The 20837-nt window shown below is 68.0% G+C and carries 22 protein-coding genes; 5 read left to right on the top strand and 17 right to left on the bottom strand.

Translation table 11 applies throughout. The features are described from left to right. Positions 1-71: 71 nt before the first annotated feature. From AKJ08_RS06155 to AKJ08_RS06145, 3 genes are read left to right on the top strand one after another with little or no spacing between them, the layout of a single operon-like run. Complete coding sequence (locus AKJ08_RS06155; protein ID WP_050725260.1) at positions 72-1493, top strand: hypothetical protein; 1422 nt, start codon at positions 72-74, stop codon at positions 1491-1493. Between the two features lie 35 nt (positions 1494-1528). Then, positions 1529-1756, top strand: coding sequence for a hypothetical protein (locus AKJ08_RS06150; protein WP_050725259.1), 228 nt, complete (start codon positions 1529-1531; stop codon positions 1754-1756). 59 nt (positions 1757-1815) lie between these two features. Beyond that, positions 1816-3135 (top strand): hypothetical protein, encoded by a 1320-nt coding sequence (locus AKJ08_RS06145; RefSeq protein WP_050725258.1) that lies wholly within the window; start codon positions 1816-1818, stop codon positions 3133-3135. 6 nt (positions 3136-3141) lie between these two features. On the opposite strand, the gene AKJ08_RS06140 is transcribed toward AKJ08_RS06145, so the two are convergent. Continuing rightward, positions 3142-3342 carry a type II toxin-antitoxin system HicB family antitoxin gene (locus tag AKJ08_RS06140; RefSeq protein ID WP_050725257.1) on the bottom strand — a complete coding sequence of 67 codons (201 nt, stop codon included), beginning with the start codon at positions 3340-3342 and terminating at the stop codon, positions 3142-3144. A 22-nt stretch (positions 3343-3364) separates the two neighbouring features. Further along, positions 3365-4759: an MBL fold metallo-hydrolase RNA specificity domain-containing protein gene (locus AKJ08_RS06135; protein WP_050725256.1), complete on the bottom strand. Its 1395-nt coding sequence runs from the start codon at positions 4757-4759 to the stop codon at positions 3365-3367. Between the two features lie 143 nt (positions 4760-4902). Here AKJ08_RS06135 and AKJ08_RS06130 point away from each other — a divergent pair, with 143 nt between their 5' ends. Beyond that, positions 4903-5502, top strand: a complete 600-nt coding sequence (locus tag AKJ08_RS06130; RefSeq protein WP_050725255.1) for a proline and serine-rich protein 1 family protein — start codon at positions 4903-4905, stop codon at positions 5500-5502. Between the two features lie 90 nt (positions 5503-5592). Here the strand turns inward: AKJ08_RS06130 and AKJ08_RS06125 are convergent, their stop codons facing one another. The 13 genes from AKJ08_RS06125 to AKJ08_RS06055 form a co-directional block, all read right to left on the bottom strand. Next, positions 5593-6414 (bottom strand): alpha/beta hydrolase, encoded by an 822-nt coding sequence (locus tag AKJ08_RS06125; protein ID WP_050725254.1) that lies wholly within the window; start codon positions 6412-6414, stop codon positions 5593-5595. A 65-nt stretch (positions 6415-6479) separates the two neighbouring features. Continuing rightward, entirely contained in the window at positions 6480-7073 is a 594-nt protein-coding gene (locus AKJ08_RS06120) for a TetR/AcrR family transcriptional regulator (protein ID WP_050725253.1), read from the bottom strand. A gap of 72 nt (positions 7074-7145) precedes the next feature. After that, positions 7146-7823, bottom strand: coding sequence for a methyltransferase family protein (locus AKJ08_RS06115; protein WP_050725252.1), 678 nt, complete (start codon positions 7821-7823; stop codon positions 7146-7148). A gap of 19 nt (positions 7824-7842) precedes the next feature. Then, on the bottom strand, positions 7843-8796 hold the full coding sequence (locus AKJ08_RS06110; protein WP_050725251.1) for a hydroxymethylglutaryl-CoA lyase: 954 nt from the start codon (positions 8794-8796) through the stop codon (positions 7843-7845). Positions 8797-8967: 171 nt separating this feature from the next. Beyond that, positions 8968-10428 (bottom strand): hypothetical protein, encoded by a 1461-nt coding sequence (locus AKJ08_RS06105; RefSeq protein WP_157370520.1) that lies wholly within the window; start codon positions 10426-10428, stop codon positions 8968-8970. 213 nt (positions 10429-10641) lie between these two features. Continuing rightward, the gene (locus AKJ08_RS06095) at positions 10642-11055 is read right to left on the bottom strand and encodes a cobalamin B12-binding domain-containing protein (RefSeq protein WP_050725248.1); all 414 of its coding nucleotides are present in this window, start codon (positions 11053-11055) and stop codon (positions 10642-10644) included. A gap of 33 nt (positions 11056-11088) precedes the next feature. Next, complete coding sequence (locus AKJ08_RS06090; RefSeq protein WP_276202191.1) at positions 11089-13269, bottom strand: acyl-CoA mutase large subunit family protein; 2181 nt, start codon at positions 13267-13269, stop codon at positions 11089-11091. Between the two features lie 36 nt (positions 13270-13305). After that, complete coding sequence (locus tag AKJ08_RS06080; protein ID WP_050725246.1) at positions 13306-14448, bottom strand: acyl-CoA dehydrogenase family protein; 1143 nt, start codon at positions 14446-14448, stop codon at positions 13306-13308. Next, positions 14449-14925: an AgmX/PglI C-terminal domain-containing protein gene (locus AKJ08_RS06075; RefSeq protein WP_050725245.1), complete on the bottom strand. Its 477-nt coding sequence runs from the start codon at positions 14923-14925 to the stop codon at positions 14449-14451. Between the two features lie 5 nt (positions 14926-14930). Continuing rightward, the gene (locus AKJ08_RS06070; RefSeq protein ID WP_050725244.1) at positions 14931-16073 is read right to left on the bottom strand and encodes an acyl-CoA dehydrogenase; all 1143 of its coding nucleotides are present in this window, start codon (positions 16071-16073) and stop codon (positions 14931-14933) included. Between the two features lie 127 nt (positions 16074-16200). After that, a complete protein-coding gene (locus tag AKJ08_RS06065; protein ID WP_050725243.1) occupies positions 16201-16986 on the bottom strand; it encodes an enoyl-CoA hydratase/isomerase family protein in 786 nt (261 codons plus the stop codon). 5 nt (positions 16987-16991) lie between these two features. Next, positions 16992-17390: a hypothetical protein gene (locus AKJ08_RS06060; RefSeq protein WP_050725242.1), complete on the bottom strand. Its 399-nt coding sequence runs from the start codon at positions 17388-17390 to the stop codon at positions 16992-16994. Continuing rightward, positions 17387-18241 (bottom strand): 3-hydroxybutyryl-CoA dehydrogenase, encoded by an 855-nt coding sequence (locus tag AKJ08_RS06055; RefSeq protein WP_050725241.1) that lies wholly within the window; start codon positions 18239-18241, stop codon positions 17387-17389. Before AKJ08_RS06055 ends, AKJ08_RS06060 begins: the two co-directional genes overlap by 4 nt. Positions 18242-18377: 136 nt before the next feature. Here AKJ08_RS06055 and AKJ08_RS06050 point away from each other — a divergent pair, with 136 nt between their 5' ends. Beyond that, positions 18378-18797, top strand: a complete 420-nt coding sequence (locus AKJ08_RS06050; protein ID WP_050725240.1) for a response regulator — start codon at positions 18378-18380, stop codon at positions 18795-18797. 1 nt (position 18798) lies between these two features. Here AKJ08_RS06050 and AKJ08_RS06045 read toward each other — a convergent pair whose 3' ends face one another. Beyond that, positions 18799-19329: a gamma carbonic anhydrase family protein gene (locus AKJ08_RS06045; RefSeq protein ID WP_050725239.1), complete on the bottom strand. Its 531-nt coding sequence runs from the start codon at positions 19327-19329 to the stop codon at positions 18799-18801. Positions 19330-19378: 49 nt separating this feature from the next. Beyond that, positions 19379-20722, bottom strand: a complete 1344-nt coding sequence (locus AKJ08_RS20115; protein WP_050725238.1) for a carboxypeptidase-like regulatory domain-containing protein — start codon at positions 20720-20722, stop codon at positions 19379-19381. Between the last annotated feature and the right edge of the window lie 115 nt (positions 20723-20837).

Below are 20837 nucleotides of genomic sequence, written 5' to 3'. Positions count from 1 at the left end.
ATTGTCGACACGACGCAACATCCTGCGGGGGGGGAATCGCGATGCGACGCATTCGGGGACGAATCGGTTCGTTGAGTCTTGCAGCAGCGCTTCTCCTTGGAATCTCGTGCACGAGCGAGCCAGCGAAACCGCTCTTCGCGGGAGAGGGACTCCAGCGGAACCGGGACCAGCTCGATCTCCGTCGCGCCTACCGGCTCCCGCAGGAATGCGCTGCCGGCTCGCTCCCCCGCTTCGACTCCGTGGCCGGCGAGTGGCTCTGCGGCTCGGTCGAGAGCGTGATCGCGGAGGGTGCGGGCTGGGTTCTCGATCCGGCCCACCGCCTCCCACAGCAATGCGCCGCGGGATCTCTCCCCCGCTTCGACGTGGTGGCCAGCGAGTGGACCTGCGGCTCGGTCGAGAGCGTGATCGCGGAGGGTGCGGGCTGGGTGCTCGATCCGGCCCAGCGCCTCCCGCGGCAATGCGCCACGGGATCACTTCCCCGGTTCGACGCGGTGGCCGCCGAGTGGACCTGCGGCTCGGTCGAGAGCGTGATCGCGGAGGGCGCCGGTTGGGTGCTCGACCCGGCCTCCCGCCTCCCGGAGCGCTGCTCCAATGGGCAGACGGTGAACTGGAACGGCACTGGCTGGGCCTGCGCCGGCGGCGATTCGGAGCGCGTTATCGTCGTCAGAGCTACCAACGACGACTTCGCGAACGCCGCCAAACTGCGGGCTGCCGTGAAGAAGGCGAAAGACCTCGTCATCGGAGTTCCCCAATGGCCCGTCGTCGTGCAGCTCGAGCCGGGGGCCTACCTCCTCGGCAACGATCCCCTCGAGCTTCCGTTTAACGTGAGCCTCGAGGGGATCGGGCCGGAGGTTATCCTGCAAGGCGGATGGAACGGAGAGCCCGTCGTTTCGATGATCTACGGCTCGAGGCTGCGCCGGCTCGTGATCTCGTCGACCTCGAACGGCGTCTCCGTTCGCGACGGCCGTGTGCGCCTCGAAGAGGTGACAATCGTTTCGTCCGGCTCTGCAGTGATCGGCCACCCAGACCCAATTGAAATCGCCCGCTCCCAGCTCTACGCCGTGAGCGATCAGACCGACGGCATCGCGGTCTCCGGCGGCTCCTGGCTTTTGCTCGAAAGCAGCGTAGTATCCGCCCCAGGGGCCTCGGTTCGCGTCACCGGCGATGGCCAGTCCTTGGTCTCGGTTCAGGGCGGCTTCCTCAACGGCACCGTGGCCCTCGAGAACACCTTCGCCAGGATTACAGGCGCGCAGATCAACTCGGAAGTCCAGGCCCTGTTCTCGCTTGGCGCGAATGCGTCCGTGGAAGTGCGCGCCTCCGAGCTCACCGGCCCGCGGCTACGCGCAGACACGACCATCGCCTCGACGCTGCGCATCGGCGGTTCCACCGTGTCCGTAAGCGAACCCAGCGGCGCCCCGAGCAAGTGCGTGCACAGCTACGATGCCGACTTCGAGCCGCTGAACCCCGACTGCTCCCAAGCCGCCGTCCACTAGCGGGCCTCCGCCAAAAAAACCGTCGAGAGCGCAGAGTGCAGGTCCGGCTCGCCGAAGGGCGGTACGAGACCGGCGTCGGCAGCCTCCTCGAGCTCTCCGATGCCGAGCTCGCGCTGCAGCAGGCCGAGTTACGACCTCTCCTCCGCGAGGGCCCCGCTCCTCTAGACGCTCGGGCAGCGCTGATCGAGAGGCTCACCGCCCCGCTTGGCCGTCATCTGGATTCGCCCGGTGACGCACGCGATTACGTTGGGTATCATCCCTGATGCGCAACATCCTTCGAAAGGAAATCGCGATGCGACGCATTGGGGGACGCATTGGATCGTTGGCTCTTGCAGGAACGATTCTCCTTGGCATCTCTTGCACGAGCGAGCCGGCGAAGCCGCTCTTCGCGGGAGAGGGACTCCAGCGGAACCGGGACCAGCTCGATCTCCGTCGCGCCTACCGGCTCCCGCAGGAATGCGCTGCCGGATCGCTCCCCCGCTTCGACGCCGTAGCTGGCGAGTGGCTCTGTGGCTCTGTCGCGAGCGTGATCGCCGAGGGTGCGGGCTGGGTTCTCGATCCCGCCCACCGCCTCCCGCGGCAATGCGCCGCGGGATCACTCCCCCGCTTCGACACGGTGGTCGCCGAGTGGACCTGCGGCTCGGTCGAGAGCGTTATCGCTGAGGGCGCCGGTTGGGTGCTCGATCCGACCAACCGCCTCCCCGAGCGCTGCGCCAAAGGGGAGACGGTGAAGTGGAGCGGCACGCGCTGGGCCTGCGCTGGCGGCGATTCGGAGCGAGTAATCGTGGTCAGGGCTACCGACGACTTCTTCGGGAACGCGGCCGATCTGCGGGCTGCCGTGAAGAGGGCGGAAGAGATCATCATGCACCACGATGACGGAGACGTGCATCCCAATCGGGACATCGTCGTGCAGCTCGAGCCGGGGACTTATGTCATTGGCACCAAGGCCCTCAACCTTCCCGCGGGCGTGAGCCTCGAGGGGATCGGGCCGGAGGTGCTTCTGGAAGGCGGATGGAGCGGAGAGCCCGTCGTTTCGATGATGTACGTCTCGGAGCTGCGCCGGCTCATGATCCGGTCGAGTGCGAACGGCATCTCCGTCCATGGCAGCTCGATGCGCCTCGAAGACGTCAGGATCGCCTCGGAGGGCTCCGCCGTGTTCGGCGACGCATACTCGCTCGACATCGTCCGCTGCCAGCTCTTCGCGGGCTGGGGCGACCAGTTCGACGGGATCGCGCTCTCCGGCGCCTCCGACCTTTCGCTCGAAAACAGCGTGGTATTCGCCACGGGCGCCTCGGTCCGCGTCATTGGCGATCGCCAGGCGTTCGTCTCGGTTCAGGGCGGCGCTCTCTACGGAACCATCGCCCTCAAGAACGCCTCCGCCAAGATTTCGGGCGCACGGATCAAATCGGAAGCGCAACCCCTCTTCTCGCTGGGCGCCAATACGTCCGTGGAAGTGCGCGCCTCCGAGCTCGCTGGCACGCGCCTCCGCGAAGACACTACCACCGCCTCGACGCTGCGCGTCGGCGGTTCCTCCGTGTCCGTGAGCGAGGCTGGCGACGCCCCGAGCAAGTGCGTGCACAGCTACGACGCCGACTTCGAGCCGCTGAACCCCGACTGCTCCCCAGCCGTCGCCCCCCAGTGACGCGGCTTATGCGTCCTCGGGCGGGATTCGATCGCCGTGTTCGCGCAGAACGGACAGCATTAGCTCGGCGGCTGAGCGCGCCTCCCTCGACGCCTCCGCCTCCGAGTCGCCATGTGCAACGCATCCTTCGAGCGCCGGAACCCGTGCGACGTAGGTATCGTCGTCATCGCTCCAGCCGACAACGATGCGGTACTTGAATGTCTTCACCTCACACCTCCAGCCAGATGGATCAGCCCTCGAGCTCGACCCGCTCGAGGTACGAGGGCACGTAGGCGGGCCAGCCGCGGGCCTCGAGGCGGGCGCGGGTGGCTTCAAGGCCGGCCGGCTCGCCGTGGACGCAGAAGGTGCGCGTTGGCGGGCTGCCGAACGAGGCGAGCCAGCGATCGGCCTCCGCGTGATCCGCGTGGGCCGAGAAGCCGCGCAGCTCGCGGATTTGGGCCTTCACGGGTACGTCCCTGCCGTGGATCCGGATCCACCTGGAGCCCTCGAGGAGCTTGCGGCCGCGAGAGCCGCCGGCCTGGTAGCCCACGAAGAGCACCGTGGCGTGTTCGTCGGGCAGCAGGCGCGCCAGGTGGTGGAGCACCCGGCCGCCCGTCGCCATCCCCGCTGCCGACAGGATGATCATTGGCCGGCTCCTGGCCGCGATCGCCTTCGACTCGGTCACGCTCTGGGTGAACTCCACGCGCTCCGGATGAAGGGGCTTCTCGCCGTGCACGATCTGCCGGAGCATCTCCTCGTCGTGCTCCTCCCGGTGCAGCAGATAGAGCGGCGTCGCGTCGCAGGCCATCGGGCTGTCCACGAAGATCGGCAGGCTCGGGATCTCCTTCGCGAGCTGGAGCTGGCGCAGGTGGAAGAGGATGTCCTGCGTGCGCCCGATCGCGAAGGCCGGGATCAGCAGGACCCCATTTCGCTCCACCACCTCCCGCACGATCGCTCCCAGCTCCTCCCGAGGGCTCGGCGCCTCGTGCAGCCTGTCGCCGTACGTGCACTCCAGGAGCAGCGAGGTCGCGCGCTTGATCGGCTCCGGATCGGGGATGATCGGCTGGTCGTAGCGGCCGAGATCGCCGCTGAAGACCAAGGTGTGCCGGTAGCCGCCGGCGCCCGACAGGTCGAGCTGGACGATCGCGCTGCCCAGGATGTGCCCCGCCCGGTGGAGGGTCACGCTCACGCCGCCGTCCAGGTGGCGCGGGACGCCGTAGCGGATCGTCTCGATCCGGTTCAGGCAGCGGATCGCGTCGGCCTCCGTGTAGAGCGGCAGCGCCGGCATGTGCTTCGAGTAGCGCAGGCGGTTCGCGTCCGCCGCCTCCTCCTCGTGGAGGCGGCCCGAGTCCGGCAGCATGATCGCCAGCAGATCCCGCGTCGCCGGCGTCGCATGGATCGGGCCGTCAAAGCCTTGCTTCACCAGCCGCGGGAGCCCGCCGGAGTGGTCGATGTGGGCGTGGGAGAGGACCACGGCGTCCAGGCTCTCGGGTGGAACGGGAAAAGGCGCCCAGTTCCGCTGTCGCAGCGCCTTCTCACCCTGGAAGAGGCCGCAGTCGAGGAGGATCCGCTTCCCCTCGTGCTCCACCAGATACGAGCTGCCCGTGACCGTGCCCGCTGCGCCCAGGAACTGGATCGTTGCCATTCGGCCCTCCGTTCCGATGAAGCCTAGCACGCCATCGTCTACGGGTATGAGGCCGGTGCACCAAGCGTCTACGTCGCCGAATCTCGTGAATTCGGCCGTCCCTCGACTCGTCGGTACAGGTAGAAGCAGCGCAAGGAGCCAACATGAGAACCTTCCAGCCCAAGACCCTCTGCCTCTCCGCCTTCGTCCTCTTCCTGCTGGCTGCCACGCCCGCGGTGGCGGCGCGCCCCGTGACGCTCGTCCAGGTGGATCAGCAGGAGCTCATCGATGAGCTGCGCGCGCTCCAGAGCCAGGTGAAGGCGCTCAAGTCCCGCACCAACCACGGCCGCAAGGATCAGGAGATGCGGAGCGGACTCGACTCGGTGAACGCTCGCCTCGAGCGCCTCGAGAAGTCGATCCGCAGCAGCCGGCCCCTGCCGCCGCCGGATCGGCGCCCCTCCCACGTGGCGGTCAGCCCGATCCCGATGGATCCCCCATCGTTTACCGCGCTGAGGAGGTCGGTCGCCAACGGCCGCTTCTCCAGCGAGAAGCTCTTCGTCCTCGAGACCGCCGCCCGCTCCAACTTTTTCGAGGTCGAGCAGGTCCGGGTGCTTCTCGGTGACTTCTTCGTCTCCGGCGACAGGCTCGACGCGCTCCGCGTGCTCTGGCCCAGCGTCCTGGACCGCGCGAACGGCTACCGGCTGATCGACAGCTTCACCTTCGAGAGCGAGAAGCGGACCGCCCAGCAGATTCTCATGGGCTAAGTGGCCCTTCGCCCGGCGGTACGCGCCGCCGATGGAATTTCGAACGCGCTTCGACTGGACATCGAGGCGCGTTTCACTTTGGGCCGACGGCTAGGGCCGGCCGGCGGAGACGAAGTCGATCGTTCGCCGCACCACGTCCGCATCGCGTAGGAGCCGGTGGTGGCCGAGACCCGTCGTCGTGACGAGGCTCCCCGTCGGCCAGGCCCGTGCGATCGCATCGCCATCCGAGAACGGCACATCGCGGTCGCTCTCGTCGTGGATCACGAGGAGCGCAGAACGCATCTGGTGCGCCGAGCGAACCACATCCAGCTCCTCCCAAGGGATGTTCAGCTCCCGCTCGAACCGCCTGCGCATCTGCTCCAGCGCGCGCGGATCCAGCCGCACCATCTTTGCGAAGCGCTCCGCCGCCCCCGACATCGTCGCCGCTGGCGCCAGGAAGACCGCGCGGTCGGCCTCGAGTCCGCGGCTCATCGAGAAGGCGGCCGCCGACGCGCCCATCGAGTGCGCGATCACCGCGGAGAGGCCGCCTTCACGGCCCGCTACCGCCTGCGCCGACTCCGAGAACGAGAGCAGCGACGGCGTGCCCCCTTGGGTCGCGCCGTGGCGTGGTCCGTCGTAGGCCACAACCCGATGACCCGCCTCCACCAGCCCTGGGACGAAGCCCGTGAGCTGCCCGGCGTGACCGCCCCAGCCGTGCATCAGGAGCACTGCCGGCCCCCTGCCCCAGGCGTACGTCGCCACCTTCGTCCCGCCAGCGTCGACGTCTCGGCGCTCCGCCTTCGCCAGCCAAGCCTCCTGCTCCGGCCGAATCGGCGCTCGCGGCGGGATCATCCAGAGCCGCGCTGCCAGCATCGAGGCCAGCGATGGCACCGGCGTGAGCGTGCGGAACGTCGCCTGAATCGCCCGATGCAACAACCGAACGTTCGTTCTTTTTCTGGGCGGAACCTGGGCCTGCATGAATCATTCTCCTTGGGGTTTCAGTGGGCCGAAGCGCGCTCCACCAGCGCTTCGAAGGATTGGACCGCCCGCTCCCTGGCGCGCGGATCCCGCATCAGGCGGCTCGCGTGGTAGAGGCCGAGCATCGTGGCATAGAGCTCGTGGGCGAACTGGTCCGGATCGAGTTCGGGGCGGAAGTGCCCGACTCCCATCGCGATCTCCGCAGACTTCGCGAGCGCGTCGAGCCAGTCGGCCTGCGTCCGCACCAGCGTCTCACGCGCCGCCCCGGGCTGGTCGTCGAGCTCCACCGCCGCAGCGACGAAGATGCACCCGCCGAGCAACCCGGCGTGCTCCGCCCAGTCCATCCACCGCGTGAAGATCGCCCGGATCCGCGGGAGCCCGCGCTCCGCCGCGAGGGCCGGCAGCATCACCGTCTCGTAGAACATCACCGCGGCTCGCTCCAGCACCTCGACCTTCAGCGCCTCCTTCGACGCGAAGTGCGCGAACAGGCCGCTCTTCGACATGCCGAGCTCGGTCGCCAGCACGCCGATCGAGAGGCCGTCCAGACCGACTTTGGACGCGCTCTTCACGGCGTGATCGAGGATCGCCTGGCGGGTGAAGTCCCCTTTGCGCATGCAGCATGAATAGCACGACCGTTCGGGCGATCAAAGGCCCCATGTCGAGTGGAGCCACCGCTCAGAGGGAAGTCACCACACAAGCGGCACGAGCCGGTACCGCACGCGGGCGCAGTATGACTCGTAGCCCTCGAGGGACTTCGCGAGAAACCGCTCCTCGTCGCGGAGGCGCCAGACGATCACGAGCGCGAAAGGCGCCACCGCGCCGAGGCCGACCCACGAGCCGAGCGCGGGCGGTACTCCGACAATGAGGAGAAGCGCGCCGCTGTACATCGGATGCCGGACGTACGCGTATGGGCCGGTCGAGATGACGCGTTGCTCGCTCGTCACCTCGATCGCGGCGGACGCGAACGTGTTCTCGCGGAGCACCCGGAACACGATCCAGAAACCCAGGACGACGACGCCGTCGCCCACGATCGAGATCCCAATCGGCACGCGCGACCAGCCGAAGCGGCGATCGAGCGCGGGCACGACGAAGACCGCGAGGAAAGCGACGAACGCGAGCGATTGGATCACCTTCTGGGTGAATTCCTTCTCGGCGGCCGGCCCGGCCCTCACGCGGCGGGCGAGGAGCGCTCGGTCGTGCCGCACAAGGTACGCGGTGATCGCGCCGGCGCACGCGACGAAGACGCCGATGCAGGTCCACGCCTGCCACCAGGCGAGAGTCCACGCAGGAAGGAAGGTCGCGAGGCCGAGCACCATCGCGAGGCGTACGATGCCGATCCAAGCCTTCGCGTCGAGCGCGTCCATCGTTCCCCGAGCCGCTTCCCTAGGCGGACCCCTTCTTGAGCCGCGCGCCGAGGTGGGCCTTGAGGTAGCGCCCGGGCAGCTCGTGACCGACGAGCTCCTGGGCGAGCTCGCCGGCGGCGACGAGCTTCTCGAGGTCGACGCCATGCCTCACGCCGAGCCCGTCGAGCATGTAGACCAAGTCCTCGGTCGCCAGGTTGCCCGAGGCGCCCGGCGCGTAGGGGCAGCCGCCCAGGCCGCCGACGCTGGCGTCGAGCGTCGTGATTCCGTACGCGAGGCCGACGAGGGCATTCGCGAGCGCGGTGCCGCGCGTGTCGTGGAAGTGGAGCGCGAGCTTCTCCGCGGGGATCTCCTCGAGCATGGCGCCCATGATCCGCTCGGTCTGGCCCGGGGTGCCGACGCCGATCGTGTCTCCGAGTGAGACCTGGTAGCACCCCATCTGCAGCAGGGTGTCGGCGACCTCTCGAGCGCGGAGCGGGTCGACGGCGCCCTCGTAGGGGCAGCCCCACACCACCGAGACGTAGCCGCGCACGCGCATGCCGGCGTCGCGCGCGGGGCCAATGACCTCCGCGAACGCGGCGAAGGTCTCCTCGATGGTCTTGTTGATGTTCTTCTTGTTGTGGGTCTCGGAGGCGGACATGAAGACGGCCACCTCCTCCATGCGCGCTGCGACGGCGCCCTCGAGTCCCTTGGCGTTGGGGACGAGAGCGGACCAGACGACGCCGGGGCGAGCCTCGAGGCTGGAGGCGACCTCTCGCGAGTCGGCGAGGGGCGGAATCCACTTGGGCGAGACGAAGGAGGTGACCTCGATCCGCTTGAGGCCCGCGTCGGCGAGGGCGCCGATGAGCTTCAGCTTGCCCTCTGTGGGGACGACAGCGGACTCGTTCTGCAGACCGTCCCGCGGACCGACCTCGTAGATCGAGACCTCGGCGGGAACGCTTCGGCCGAGGATGCTGGGGCGATCACTGGAGCCCATCGGACGACCTCCAAGTCGGCGGGCCGGGGGCCAGTCGACGGTGCGATGCGACAGACGAACGACCAAAGGGTACGCCCGTCGCGCCCGGAGGTTGTAGCGAAGTCGAGGCGCTGGCACCACCGGGGAGCGAGGGCCTTGGGAGCCCCCGCCCCACCCGGGCCCCTGGACGCGTCAGGGCGCCGTCTCGAACCAACCCGTCGAGCTGTAGTGGACTGTGCCGCCCCCGTAGACCAGTCGCCAATAGCGCAGCCCAGTGCCGTCCGTGGTCCCGTCTACGTCCATGCTCGAGTCTACGTACGCCTGGATGGTCCAATAATACTTGTGGTCTTTGCCCAGGCCGACCTCGATTGGCTCGTACGCAGGCATCTGGAAACTCGTGGTCGAAGGAGGGAGACCGAACGAGAAGGTCGACCCACCATCCCTGCCGACGTTTAGCCAATACGCTTTCGCACCCGGAACTGCGGTCCAGCTAAAGGTGGGGGTCGTGGAGAGACCTGTGGCGTCCTTGGCGGGAGAGATACGCCGGAGGGGCGCCGTCTCGGGGAAGTGGATCTCCGTCACGCCACCCAGCTGTGCAGTGGCATTGATCGAGGCCCAGCCGCCATCGGCGTCATACGCGGACAGGCGAAGGGTGCCACCCTCGAGCGGGAACTCGAACGTGGAGCCGAGCTCCCATTCGTACGCGTCTGGAGAACTGTAGTACTTCGCCCCCATGACCTGGAAGGTCTCGATCCCCCCGGACAAGTTCCAGGTGTAGGCACCGAGAGTGTAGCGCAACGTCGTCTCGGCGGTCGGGACGGTCTGGTCGAGCACGAGATCGACGGCGTCGGCGTCCACCCGGACGTCGAAGGGATCTTGTTTGCCCGCAAGCCCCCAGGCCATGCCGCCGTTTCGCAACCTCTCCGTCACCACACCGACCAGGGCGGGATCGGTCGGATCACCTCCCAGCCACGTGAGCTCCGACCGAAAATCCGCGAAGTTATACGGCCCTGCACAGCGCGTGGACGGCGCCCCACGGAGAGCCAGGCAAACACTACCGTCAATAGGAAAGGTGGGACCGGAGACGTGCCCCTGGATGTAGGTCGACCAGAAGGTATTTCCGTTAACAAAAATCACAGGATCCTGGCGGGTGAGGCCGTGCAGCTCCATGACCCTTGGGATCGTCGGGGAGTTCCTAAGGCGCCAGATCACCGTGAGGTCGTAGGGGACCTTGACTCCCGAGAAGGAGAACTCCCCGTCCGGTCCTGTGAGCATGACGGTGGACAGATCCTGGTTCAGGAAGACGAGCGCTTCCGCGTCGACGACCCGCCCTTCGACGACGACGCCAGGGTCGTCGGAGCCGCCACTCCCTCCCTCGCCGCCATGCCCGGCGGTTCCGCCCTCGCCCCCACGCCCTCCCTGGCCGCCATGCCCGGCGGTTCCGCCGGATCCGCCAGTGCCCCCATCCCCGCAGCTTCCGGGATCTCCGCCGGTGCCGGCCCTCCCGGGATCACCACCCGAACCAGCGCCCCCATCACCCCCGCTGCCCGGCGAGGCGCCGCTGCCGCCAGATCCTCCGGTAGCATTGCCGCCTCCGCACCCGGCGAGAGCGAGCACCACGAGTACGATCACTGCACCTGCAACGCGTCTCATCGAAATCCCCCCATGTCGTCCGATACCAGTCAGGCAGACCGGATCCCTCGGGGGTTTCGCTATCGCGATCCGTGCGCCGGGTCAATCCAAACGCCGCTACAAACACAACCAGGGCACAGCCGAAAACTCGGAGGCCCTGGTTTGTGCTTCAATATTCTGTACTCATTGCGACTTCGGTGCCCGAAGGCACCGAAGCCACACGAAGCGCTACGGTCAGGCCGCCTCGGCCCGGTGCCGGACGTGGGTCCGCACCCAGCCGATGACGTCCTCGGTGGTCGTCCCCGGGAGGAAGACCTCGCGGACGCCCACCGCGCGCAGCTTGGCGATGTCATCCTGGGGGATGATCCCGCCGAGGAAGACGGCGATGTCGCTGGCGCCCTGCTCCTTGAGCAGATCGATCACCGCGGGCGCGAGGTGCATGTGCGCACCGGACATGATGGAGAGGCCGATGCCGTCGACGTCCTCCTGGATGGCGGCGGCGGCGATCATCTCCGGGGTCTGGTGGAGGCCGGTGTAGATGACCTCGAACCCGCCGTCGCGCAGGGCGCGGGCGATGATCTTGGCGCCACGGTCGTGGCCGTCGAGGCCGGGCTTGGCGACGAGGATGCGGAGCTTGCGTTCTGCCATGTCGAATCGATTCCTCTGCGACCGAGCGGTCGACTAGAAGCGGCCCACCTCGCGGTACGTGCCGAAGACCTTGCGGAAGACGTCGCAGACTTCACCCAGCGTTGCATAGGCGCGCACTGCGTCGAGGACGGAGGGCATGAGGTTCTCGCCGCTCTCGGCGGCCTTCTCCACGGCCTCGAGGGCGGCCTGGTGGGCCGCGGCGTCGCGGCTGGCCTTCACCTGGAGGAGACGCGCGATCTGCTCGTGGGCGAGCGCGTCGTCGATCTTGAGGAGATCGATCGGGGTCTCCTTGTCGGACTGGAAGGCGTTGACGCCGACGATGATCCGGTCCTTGGACTCGACCTCCTTCTGGTGGCGGAAGGCGGACTCGGCGATCTCCTTCTGGGGATAGCCCTCCTCCACCGCGCGGATGATGCCGCCCATGTCGTGGATGCGGTCGATGTACTCCATCGCCCGCTTCTCCATCTCGTCGGTGAGGTACTCGATGTAGTACGAGCCGCCGAGGGGGTCGACGACGCGGTCGGCGCCGGACTCGTTGGCGATGATCTGCTGCGTGCGCAGTGCGATCGTCACCGAGTCCTCGGTGGGGAGCGCGTAGGTCTCGTCGAGGGAGTTGGTGTGAAGGGACTGGGTGCCGCCGCACACCGCGGCGAAGGCCTGGAGGGCCACCCGGACCACGTTGTTGTAGGGCTGCTGCGCGGTGAGCGACACGCCGGCGGTCTGCGCGTGGGTGCGCAGCATCCACGAGCGCGGATCCTTGGCGCCGAAGCGATCGCGGAGCACGCGGGCCCAGATCCGCCGGGCGGCACGGAACTTGGCGACCTCCTCGAAGAAGTCGTTGTGCACGTCCCAGAAGAAGGAGAGCCGCGGGGCGAAGTCGTCCACGTTCATGCCGCGGGCGACGCACTCCTCCACGTAGCCGATGCCGTCGGCGAGAGTGAAGGCGAGCTCCTGCACCGCCGTCGCCCCTGCCTCCCGGATGTGGTAGCCGGAGATCGAGATCGGGTTGAACTTGGGCATGTGCTCCGACGCCCATTCGATCATGTCGATCACGATCCGCACGGCGGGCCGCGGCGGGACGATCCACTCCTTCTGTGCGATGTACTCCTTGAGGATGTCGGCCTGGATGGTGCCGCCGAGCTTCTCGGGGCCGATGCCCTGCTTCTCCGCCGTGACCACGTAGCAGGCGAGCGCGTAGATGGCGCTCGCGTTGATGGTCATGGAGGTGGTGACCTGGTCGAGGGGGATCCCGCCGTAGAGGATCTCGAAGTCGGCGAGGCTCGAGACGGCCACACCTTCCTTGCCCACCTCGCCCCGGCTCATCGGGTGATCGGCGTCGTAACCCATGAGGGCGGGCATGTCGAAGGCCGTCGACAGGCCGGTCATGCCGTGCTCGAGGAGGTACTTGAACCGAGCGTTGGTGTCGGCGGGCGTGCCAAAGCCGGCGAACTGGCGCATGGTCCAGTGGCGGCCGCGGTACATGGAGGCCTGGGGGCCCCGGGTGAACGGGTACTCGCCCGGGAAGCCGAGGTCGCGCAGGTAGTCCTCGCGCGGCCGCTCGGCGGGGGTGGCGAGGTCGGGGATGGGAATGCCCGAGTCGGTGAAGAAGGCCTCCCGGCGCTGCTTCATGCGCTGGTTGGACTTGGCGAGCGCGCCCTTCTCCCAGGCGCGCTTGGCGGCGGCGATCTTCTTGAGGCCGGCCTTGTCGTAGCTCGGCGAGGGCACCGCCTTCGCGGCCTTCTTGGCCACGCCAGTCTTCGCGACGGCGGTCTTCTTCGCCACGGCGGCCTTCGCGACGGCGGCCTTCTTCGCCCCGGTCGCCTTCACTGCGGCGACCTTCTTCGTCACCTTCGCCTTCGCGACGGCGGCCTTCTTCGCGACCATCGCCTTCGCGACGACGGCCTTCTTCGCCACCTTCGCGTTCGCCACGGCGGCCTTCTTCGCCACGGTCGCCTTCGCGGCGGAAGTCGTCTTCGCCACGACCGCCTTCGCGGCTGCGGCCTTCTTCGCCACGGTCGCCTTCGCAACGGCGACCTTCTTGCTCACGGTCGTCTTCGCCGCCACGGCCGGCTTCTTCGCAGCCGCCACAGGCGCCTTCTTGGACACCGCCGCCTGCATCATGGCCTGGGGCTTCTTGGCCGCGATCTTGCCCGAAGCGGCCTTGGCGGCCGCCTTCTTGCCGGCGGGCATCGTCGTCTTCGAAGTCTTCGACATCGGCTTCGCCTTCTTCATCTCGTCTCGCTCCGCCCGTTAGCCGCGCAAAAGCTCGCGCGCGATGACCACGCGCTGGATCTCGCTCGTTCCCTCATAGATGGTCGTCACCCGCGCGTCTCGCAGGTGCCGCTCCACCGGGAACTCGTCCACATACCCATATCCGCCGTGAATCTGCACGGCTTCTGCAACTGCCCGATTGGCCGCCTCGGAGGCGTAGAGCTTCGCCATGGAGGCCTCCCGAGTGAAGGGACGGCCGTTCTCCTTGAGCCAGGCCGCGCGCAGGGCGAGCAGCCGGGCCGCGTCGAGCTCGGTGGCCATGTCGGAGAGCTTGAAACGGATCGCCTGGAAATCGGCGATCGGCTTGCCGAACGCCTCCCGCTCGTGGGCGTAGCGGATCGACGCGTCCATGGCCGCCCGCCCGATGCCGATGGCCTGGGAGGCGATGCCGATCCGGCCGCCGTCGAGGGCGACCATGGCCCACTTGAAGCCGTCGCCCTCGACGCCGAGGAGGTTCTCCTCCGGGATCTCGCAGTCCTCGAAGGTGAGGGGCACGGTGTTCGAGGCCCGGAGGCCCATCTTGTCCTCGGCCTTGCCGACCAGGAGGCCCTTGGTGCCGCCCTCGACGAGGAAGCAGGAGATCCCCTTGGCGCCGGGCGCCTTGGCGGTGCGAGCCCAGACGACCATCACGCCGGCGTAGGCGCCGCTGGTGATCCACTGCTTGGCGCCGTTGAGCACCCAGCGATCGCCCTTCTTCTCGGCGAAGGTGGCCATGGCCCCCGGGTCGGAGCCGGCCTGGGGCTCGGAGAGCGCGAACGCGCCCGCCGTGTACTCACCGGAGGTGAGCCTGGTCACGTACCGCTGGCGCTGGTCCTCGTTGCCGGCGCGGACGATGAGCTCGCCGCACATGTTGGTGACGGCCATGGTCACGGCGGCCGACGCGTCGCCGGCGGCGATCTCCGTCATCGCCAGCGAATAGGCCACCGTCCCCGCCTCGGCGCCGCCGTAGGCCTCGGGAATGTTCACGCCCATGAGGCCCAGGGACGCCATCTCGGCGACCTCGGCCTTGGGGAACCGCTCCTCGCGATCGCGCTCGCGCGCGCCGGGCGCGAGTTTGTCCTGCGCGTACTTTCGCGCCGCATCGCGGATCGCGATCTGCAGCTCGTTCAGCTCGAAATCCATCTACCGGGCTTCCTTCTTCTTCGGAGTCTTGGCGCCGTTGGTCGGCTTGAGGTCGAAGGGGAACTCGATCGGCTGGCGGGTCGCAGGCTTGGGAAACTCCCAGAACCGGATCGCCTGCACCATGCAGTCGGTGACGAGGCTGTCGCCGATCGCGCTCTTGGCGACCTTCACCTCGGCGGCGAGGCCGTCCGGGGTGATGACCCAGCTCATCAGGACGCGCCCCGAGGGAGCGTCCTTGGCGGTGGCGCCACGGCGGGCCATGGCCGACTCGTAGCAGCCCTGGATCTCGTCCGCGTGAGTCGAGACCACCTTCAGCACGTTCTCCCGATTGAAGGGGAGATCGCGCGCCCGCGTCACGGGCGCCGCCTGCGGCGAGGCCGGGGCGGCGGGCGACGCCGGCGGAGTCGTCGCGGGAGCGGACGCCCATGCGGGCATCGAAAGAGCCACTACCGCGAGCACCAGGAGTCGTCCGACCATGTTCGCTACCCCTTGAGGAGCGACGCGGCGATCACGATCCGCTGGATCTCGCTCGTCCCCTCGTAGATCTCCGTGATCCGCGCGTCGCGGTAGTGCCGCTCCACGTCGAACTCCTTGGAGTAGCCGTAGCCGCCGTGGATCTGGATCGCCTTGTGGGTGACCCGGTGGCTCATCTCCGAGGCGTAGAGCTTGGCCATGGCGGACTCGGTGCTATGGCGAACGCCCTGATCCTTGAGGGCGGCGGCGCGCAGCACGAGGAGCCTCGCGGCGTCGAGCTCGGTGCCCATGTCGGCGAGCATGAAGCTGATGGCCTGGTGGGAGGCGATCGGCTTGTCGAAGCTCTTGCGCTCCTTGGAGTACGCGAGCGCCTCCTCGAACGCGGCCCGGGCGATGCCGAGGGCCTGGGCGGCGATGCCGATGCGGCCACCGTCCAGGGTGCTCATGGCGACCTTGAAGCCGTCGCCCTCCTTGCCCAGGAGGTTCTTCGCCGGCACCCGCACGTTATCGAAGAAGAGCGAGCACGAGCCGGAGGCCGCGATGCCGAGCTTCCGATCGGCGGGGGCGCGGGTGACGCCAGGAGAGTTCAGGTCCAACAGGAAGGCGGTGATGCCCTTGTTGCCCTTGGAGCGGTCGGTCATCGTGAAGAGCACGATGGCGTCGGCCTGGGGCCCGTTGGTGATCCAGTTCTTCGAGCCGGTGATCAGGTAGTCGTCACCGTCCCGCACCGCGATGGTCTTCTGGGCCGCAGCGTCGGAGCCCGCCTCGGGCTCGGTGAGGCCGAAGCAGCCGAGCTTCTCGCCGGCGGCGAAGGGGGCGAGCCACTCCTGCTTCTGCTCGTCCGTGCCGAACTTCAGCACCGGATCGCAGTAGAGCGAGTTGTTCACGCTCATGATCACGCCGGTGGAGGCGCAGCCGCGGCTGATCTCCTCCATGGCGAGGGCGTAGGAGACGTTATCCGCCCCTGCCCCGCCCCACTCCTCGGGGACGGCGACGCCCATGAGGCCGAGATCGCCCAGCTTCTTGACCGCCTCCTTCGGGAAACGGTGTTCCTCGTCCCAGGTGCGCGCGTTGGGGACGAGCTCCCGGTCGGCAAACTCCCGACAGGTGTCGCGGAGCATCCGCTGGGTATCGTTCAACTCGAACTGCATCGGTGTCTCCACGCCGCGGGGGGCGGCGCGCTCCAGGGTGTGGCCAGTCCCGCCCGAGCGGTTGGGCCAATCGATTCGGCGCATCATCCACCCGCATGCGGGATCTGACAAGCGCGCCGGAACTTCGTTAGCGGGCGCGGAAGTCGGCCGGCCGCTTCTCGAGGAAGGCCTTCATACCCTCCTTCTGATCTTCCGAGCCGAAGAGAACGCCGAAGGTCTCCTGCTCGAGGGCGTTGGCGGTGCGCGGATCGCAGGCCGAGGCCTCTACGACCACCCGCTTCATCGCCGAGATCGCCAGCGGCGCCTTGGAGGCGATCTTCATCGCGATCTCGTCGACCTTGGCCCGGAGCTCCGCCGCCGGGAAGACCTCGAGGACCAGCCCGACCTCCTGCGCCTTGGCGGCGGCGATGATGTCGCCGGTGAAGCAGAGCTCCAGGGCGCGCATGGGGCCGATCTTCCGGGGCAGCCGCTGGGAGCCGCCGAAGCCGGGGATCACGCCGAGGTTCACCTCGGGCTGGCCGAACTTCGCCTTGTCCGCGGCGTAGATGAGGTCGCATGCCAGCGCGACCTCCATGCCGCCGCCGAGGGCGAAGCCGTTCACCGCGGCGATGGTCGGCACGGGGAGCTTCTCGAGCTTCTCGAAGACCCGGTGGCCCACCGAGGAGAAGACCCGCGCCCGGGGCGCGCCCATCTCGGCCATCTCGGCGATGTCGGCGCCGGCCACGAAGGCCTTCTCGCCGGCGCCGGTGAGCACGAGCACGCGGAGTGATTCATCCTTCGACAGCACGTCGAGGGCCGACTCGAGCTCGAGGAGGGTCTCGGTGTTGAACGCGTTGAGCGCCTTGGGGCGGTCGAACTCGATCCAGGCGACGCCGTCCTCGCGGCGGGTGACCTTCAGATTGGCGTAGGCCATGGCAGTCAGCTCTCCTCGTCGATCTCGTGAGTGTGGGTGCGGAAGACCACCTCTTCCGCCACCGGGCTCCCCGGCGGCGCAAAGAGGAAGATCGCGTCGAAGTCCGCGCCTTCGTAGACCCAGCCCTCCAGCTCGGCCTCGATCATCTTCTCGTCGGGTTCGCCGTGGGCCGCCAAGACCTGCGCGCGGGTGGAGGGGATCCCCGTGCAGGAGTCGTCGCCGAGCGAGAGGCTCAGCTCGACCACGCGGTCGTCGCTGAGCACCGCGCTCAACCCGTCATAGAAGAGCTCGGCCTCAGTGCGGCTGCGGTTCTCGCCGCGGAGGGGATCGCCGAGGCGATCCCGCAGCTCGCGCCAGGAGGCGCCCAGCCAGACGCCCGCGATAGGCGGCGGGCGGCGAATCACTTCGAGTAGACGTGGAAGCCCCTGCCCGTCTTCCGGCCGAACCAGCCGGCGTCGACGTACTGCTTCAGCAGCGGGTTGGGCCGGTACTTGGGGTCGCCGAGGCCTTCGTGGAGGACCTTGGCGATGTAGTAGACCGTGTCGAGGCCGATCAAGTCGGCGAGCTCGAGGGGTCCCATCGGCTGGTTGGTGCCGAGCTTCATCGCCGTGTCGATGTCCTCTGCCGAGGCGACGCCCTCCTGGAGCGCGTAGCAGGCCTCGTTGAGCATCGGGATCAGGATCCGGTTCACGATGAAGCCGGGGAAGTCGGAGGAGAGCACCGTGGTCTTGCCCAGCCGCTCGGAGAACGCCTTGGTGGCGGCGTAGGTCTCGTCGGAGGTCTGCGCGCCCCGGATGATCTCCACGAGCTTCATCACCGGCACGGGGTTCATGAAGTGCATGCCGATCACGCGCGACGGGCGGCTCGTGGCCGCCGCCATCCGGGTGATCGAAATGGAGCTCGTGTTGGAGGCGAGGATGCCGTGGGGTGCGATCACCTCGTCGAGGCCGCGGAAGAGCTTCTTCTTCAGCTCCTCCTGTTCGGTGGCGGCCTCCACGGCGAAGTCGAAGCCCTTGGCGGCCGACACGTCGCCGGCGGGGGTGATCCGGCCGAGGATGGCGTCGCGATCCGCGGCGGCGAGCTTGCCCTTCTCCACGAGGCGGGCGAGACCGGCGCCGATCTTCGCGTGGCCAGCCTTCGCGGCCTCGAGGTTCACGTCGATGAGCGCGACCTGGATCCCGGCCTGCGCCGCCACCTGGGCGATCCCGCCGCCCATCTGACCCGCGCCGACAACCGCGAGGCTCTTGACCTCCATGAAGCTCTCCTTTTCGTTGGAAATTCGCGCGCGTTTGTAGCGGTCGTCCAGCGCATGGTCAAGGATGGCGTGTTCTTGCTCGCCTGGAGGATTTCGGCCATTATGACTAATTGCATTGCCTACTGAGGGCGAGTCGATGGACCTCTTGCGCAAGATGCAGGTCGCGCGAATTCGACGGAGCATCGAGGAACGGCGGCGCCGGATCCTCCTGGTCGACGACGACCGCCTCTACCTGACGATGCTCGCGGATCTGCTCTGCGCCGAGGGCTGGGACGTCACGGGGGTCGGGAGCGCCGAGGCCGTGCTGGAGCGCTCCGACCTCACGCACTTCGACCTGGCGATGGTGGACGTGGTGCTCCCCAAGTTGGACGGGATCTCTCTTGTCCAGCGTCTGCGCGAGACGCCGAGCGGCGCCGCCCTTCCCATCGTGCTGATGAGCTCTTCGTCGCCGGAGCAGATGAGCCGGAGCGCCTTCGACCTGGGGTGCGCGGGCTTCGTCACCAAGCCGATCGACGACCGGATCGTGATCGAGACGCTCCACCGGCTCCTGGACTGAGTCAGAAGCCGCGGCCGAACTTGGCGATGTAGGCGCGGGAGTAGTCCACGTAGTTGCGCCAGGTGCGATCGAGGAGCTCGAGCTCGGATGCGTCGAGCTCCCGCTTCACCTTGGCGGGCGAGCCCATCACCAGCGACCCGGGAGGCGCCTCGAAGCCCGGCGTGACCAGCGCGCCCGCCGCGACGAGGCAGTTGGCGCCGATTCGGGCGTCATCCATGATCGTCGCCCTCATGCCGATCAGGCTGCCGTCGCCGATCGTGCAGCCGTGGAGCATCACGCCGTGGCCCACGCTCACCCGGCTGCCGAGGGTCAGGGAGAAGCGATCCTTGAGCACGTGCAGACACGAGAGATCCTGCACGTTCGTGTCGTCGCCGATCTCGATGGTGTGGACGTCGCCGCGGACGACGACACCAGGCCAGATCGAGGATCGGGCGCCGATCCTCACCCGCCCGATCACGTGAGCGCTCACGTCGACGTAGGCGGTCTCGTCGATGGACGGCTCGGTATGCGTGAAGGGGCAAGGTCGAATCATGGAGGGATCCTGTTGTCCGTGGCGGCCACTCGAGCCACCCAGGCGATCGTCAGGGCGCGGTCTTGAACTCGGCCACGGTCTGGATGAGGAGCGTGTCCTCGTCCAGAATCAGGAATCGATTGATCCCGAGGCCACTCCCGTCGGTGGCGTCGTCGGCGGAGAATCCATCGGACATCATGGCCGCGACGTACCAATCGTAGTTCTTGCCCCGATCGAGGCTGATCCCGAACGACGACGTATCGGGAATCTGGAGGCTATGGGCCGTCGCCGGCAGAACGTAGGTGTACGGGCCCACGATGACCCAGTAGGCCTTCGCACCGGTCGCTTGGGTCCAGGCGAGGGTCGGCCGGGTCGAGACGTTCATGGAGTGGTTCACCGGAGAGACGGCCTTCATCTCCGCGATTTCCGGCAATTCCACCCTGGTCGTGCCCCCCGGGATCGCCGGGATCAGGCGGATGGCGAAGTTGCCGTCGGCATCGTATCCCTGTGCGTAAAACACGGCGCCGTCCGTGGGAACCCCGGCCACGGAGCCGACGATTCCGTCGAGCACGTTGAACCGGGTGCCCTCGATGGTGAAGGAGCCGTAAAGGGTGACGAAGGCGTCTGAGTAGGCGCCCCCAAAACTGCTGACCGTCGTCGGTCGCGTCTCGATCGGGCCGCCGAGCGAGACGCCGAGGCCGCTCAAGCCGATTCCGCTCTCGAGGGTGACGTCGGTCTTCCGGCCCAGGCCGTGGACGACCAGACCTTCGGGACCGTACTCGATCCAGGCCGCCACGAGGTCACGGGTCTGCTTGGCGTCGCCCATCCATGCCATCTCGGCGTCGAAATCGCCGTTCGCCGGGTCCGCGGAGACGGTGACCCCGGTCCGTCCGGACGGCGCCAAAAGGATCTTTCCACCAACGGGGTACGCGGGGCCGCCGACGTGGCCCGCGATCTTCGCGCCCTGGCGGACCGTGAACGCTCCGACCTCGCTACCCGCGACGACGACGGGATTGGACCGAGTGAGGCCCCGCAGCTCGTAGAGCTGCCCGGAGGCCAGCACCGTGAGGCGATACGGCGTATCCACGCCGCCGAAGTGAAAGAGGCCGTCGGTCCCAGTGGTCTCCAGGCGATCGATATCGCCGTCGAGAAGGATCGTGGCGCCGATGAAAGGCTTCCCCAGCTTGTCCACGACCTTTCCGTGGACGTCGATGTTCGAGGGGACGCTGCCGCCGGAGCCGCCGGCTCCGCCAGTGCCCTCACCCGCGGTGCCACCGGTGCCGCCGGTTCCTGCCGTGCCCCCGGAGCCACCCGTCCCGCCGGTGCCGGGGTCGCCAGAGCCGCCGCCGCACCCGCCAAGGAGAACGAGCGAGGAGACCAGTACCGCTGCACCGATTCGCGTGAGCTGCGTCATGTCGACACCCCCGGGGCGATCCGGACGCCCCACCGTCCGAGGGCGTCTCCTAAAGCGTGTCGACACCCGTTGTCAATGTGGGCCACGCTCACGCACCGGAGCGTATCCCTGGTGT

Source organism: Vulgatibacter incomptus, from assembly GCF_001263175.1.
GTDB lineage: Bacteria > Myxococcota > Myxococcia > Myxococcales > Vulgatibacteraceae > Vulgatibacter > Vulgatibacter incomptus.
Note: the sequence above shows the minus strand (reverse complement) of the source record. Positions and strands in the feature narration are given on the sequence as shown.

Coding starts and splice junctions, on each gene's coding strand:
- AKJ08_RS06135 (WP_050725256.1), bottom strand. CDS start 4,759: ATGGCAACGATCCAGTTCCTGGGCGCAGCGGGCACGGTCACGGGCAGC.
- AKJ08_RS06130 (WP_050725255.1), top strand. CDS start 4,903: ATGAGAACCTTCCAGCCCAAGACCCTCTGCCTCTCCGCCTTCGTCCTC.
- AKJ08_RS06120 (WP_050725253.1), bottom strand. CDS start 7,073: ATGCGCAAAGGGGACTTCACCCGCCAGGCGATCCTCGATCACGCCGTG.
- AKJ08_RS06115 (WP_050725252.1), bottom strand. CDS start 7,823: ATGGACGCGCTCGACGCGAAGGCTTGGATCGGCATCGTACGCCTCGCG.
- AKJ08_RS06110 (WP_050725251.1), bottom strand. CDS start 8,796: ATGGGCTCCAGTGATCGCCCCAGCATCCTCGGCCGAAGCGTTCCCGCC.
- AKJ08_RS06105 (WP_157370520.1), bottom strand. CDS start 10,428: ATGAGACGCGTTGCAGGTGCAGTGATCGTACTCGTGGTGCTCGCTCTC.
- AKJ08_RS06095 (WP_050725248.1), bottom strand. CDS start 11,055: ATGGCAGAACGCAAGCTCCGCATCCTCGTCGCCAAGCCCGGCCTCGAC.
- AKJ08_RS06090 (WP_276202191.1), bottom strand. CDS start 13,269: ATGTCGAAGACTTCGAAGACGACGATGCCCGCCGGCAAGAAGGCGGCC.
- AKJ08_RS06080 (WP_050725246.1), bottom strand. CDS start 14,448: ATGGATTTCGAGCTGAACGAGCTGCAGATCGCGATCCGCGATGCGGCG.
- AKJ08_RS06075 (WP_050725245.1), bottom strand. CDS start 14,925: ATGGTCGGACGACTCCTGGTGCTCGCGGTAGTGGCTCTTTCGATGCCC.
- AKJ08_RS06070 (WP_050725244.1), bottom strand. CDS start 16,073: ATGCAGTTCGAGTTGAACGATACCCAGCGGATGCTCCGCGACACCTGT.
- AKJ08_RS06065 (WP_050725243.1), bottom strand. CDS start 16,986: ATGGCCTACGCCAATCTGAAGGTCACCCGCCGCGAGGACGGCGTCGCC.
- AKJ08_RS06055 (WP_050725241.1), bottom strand. CDS start 18,241: ATGGAGGTCAAGAGCCTCGCGGTTGTCGGCGCGGGTCAGATGGGCGGC.
- AKJ08_RS06050 (WP_050725240.1), top strand. CDS start 18,378: ATGGACCTCTTGCGCAAGATGCAGGTCGCGCGAATTCGACGGAGCATC.
- AKJ08_RS06045 (WP_050725239.1), bottom strand. CDS start 19,329: ATGATTCGACCTTGCCCCTTCACGCATACCGAGCCGTCCATCGACGAG.
- AKJ08_RS20115 (WP_050725238.1), bottom strand. CDS start 20,722: ATGACGCAGCTCACGCGAATCGGTGCAGCGGTACTGGTCTCCTCGCTC.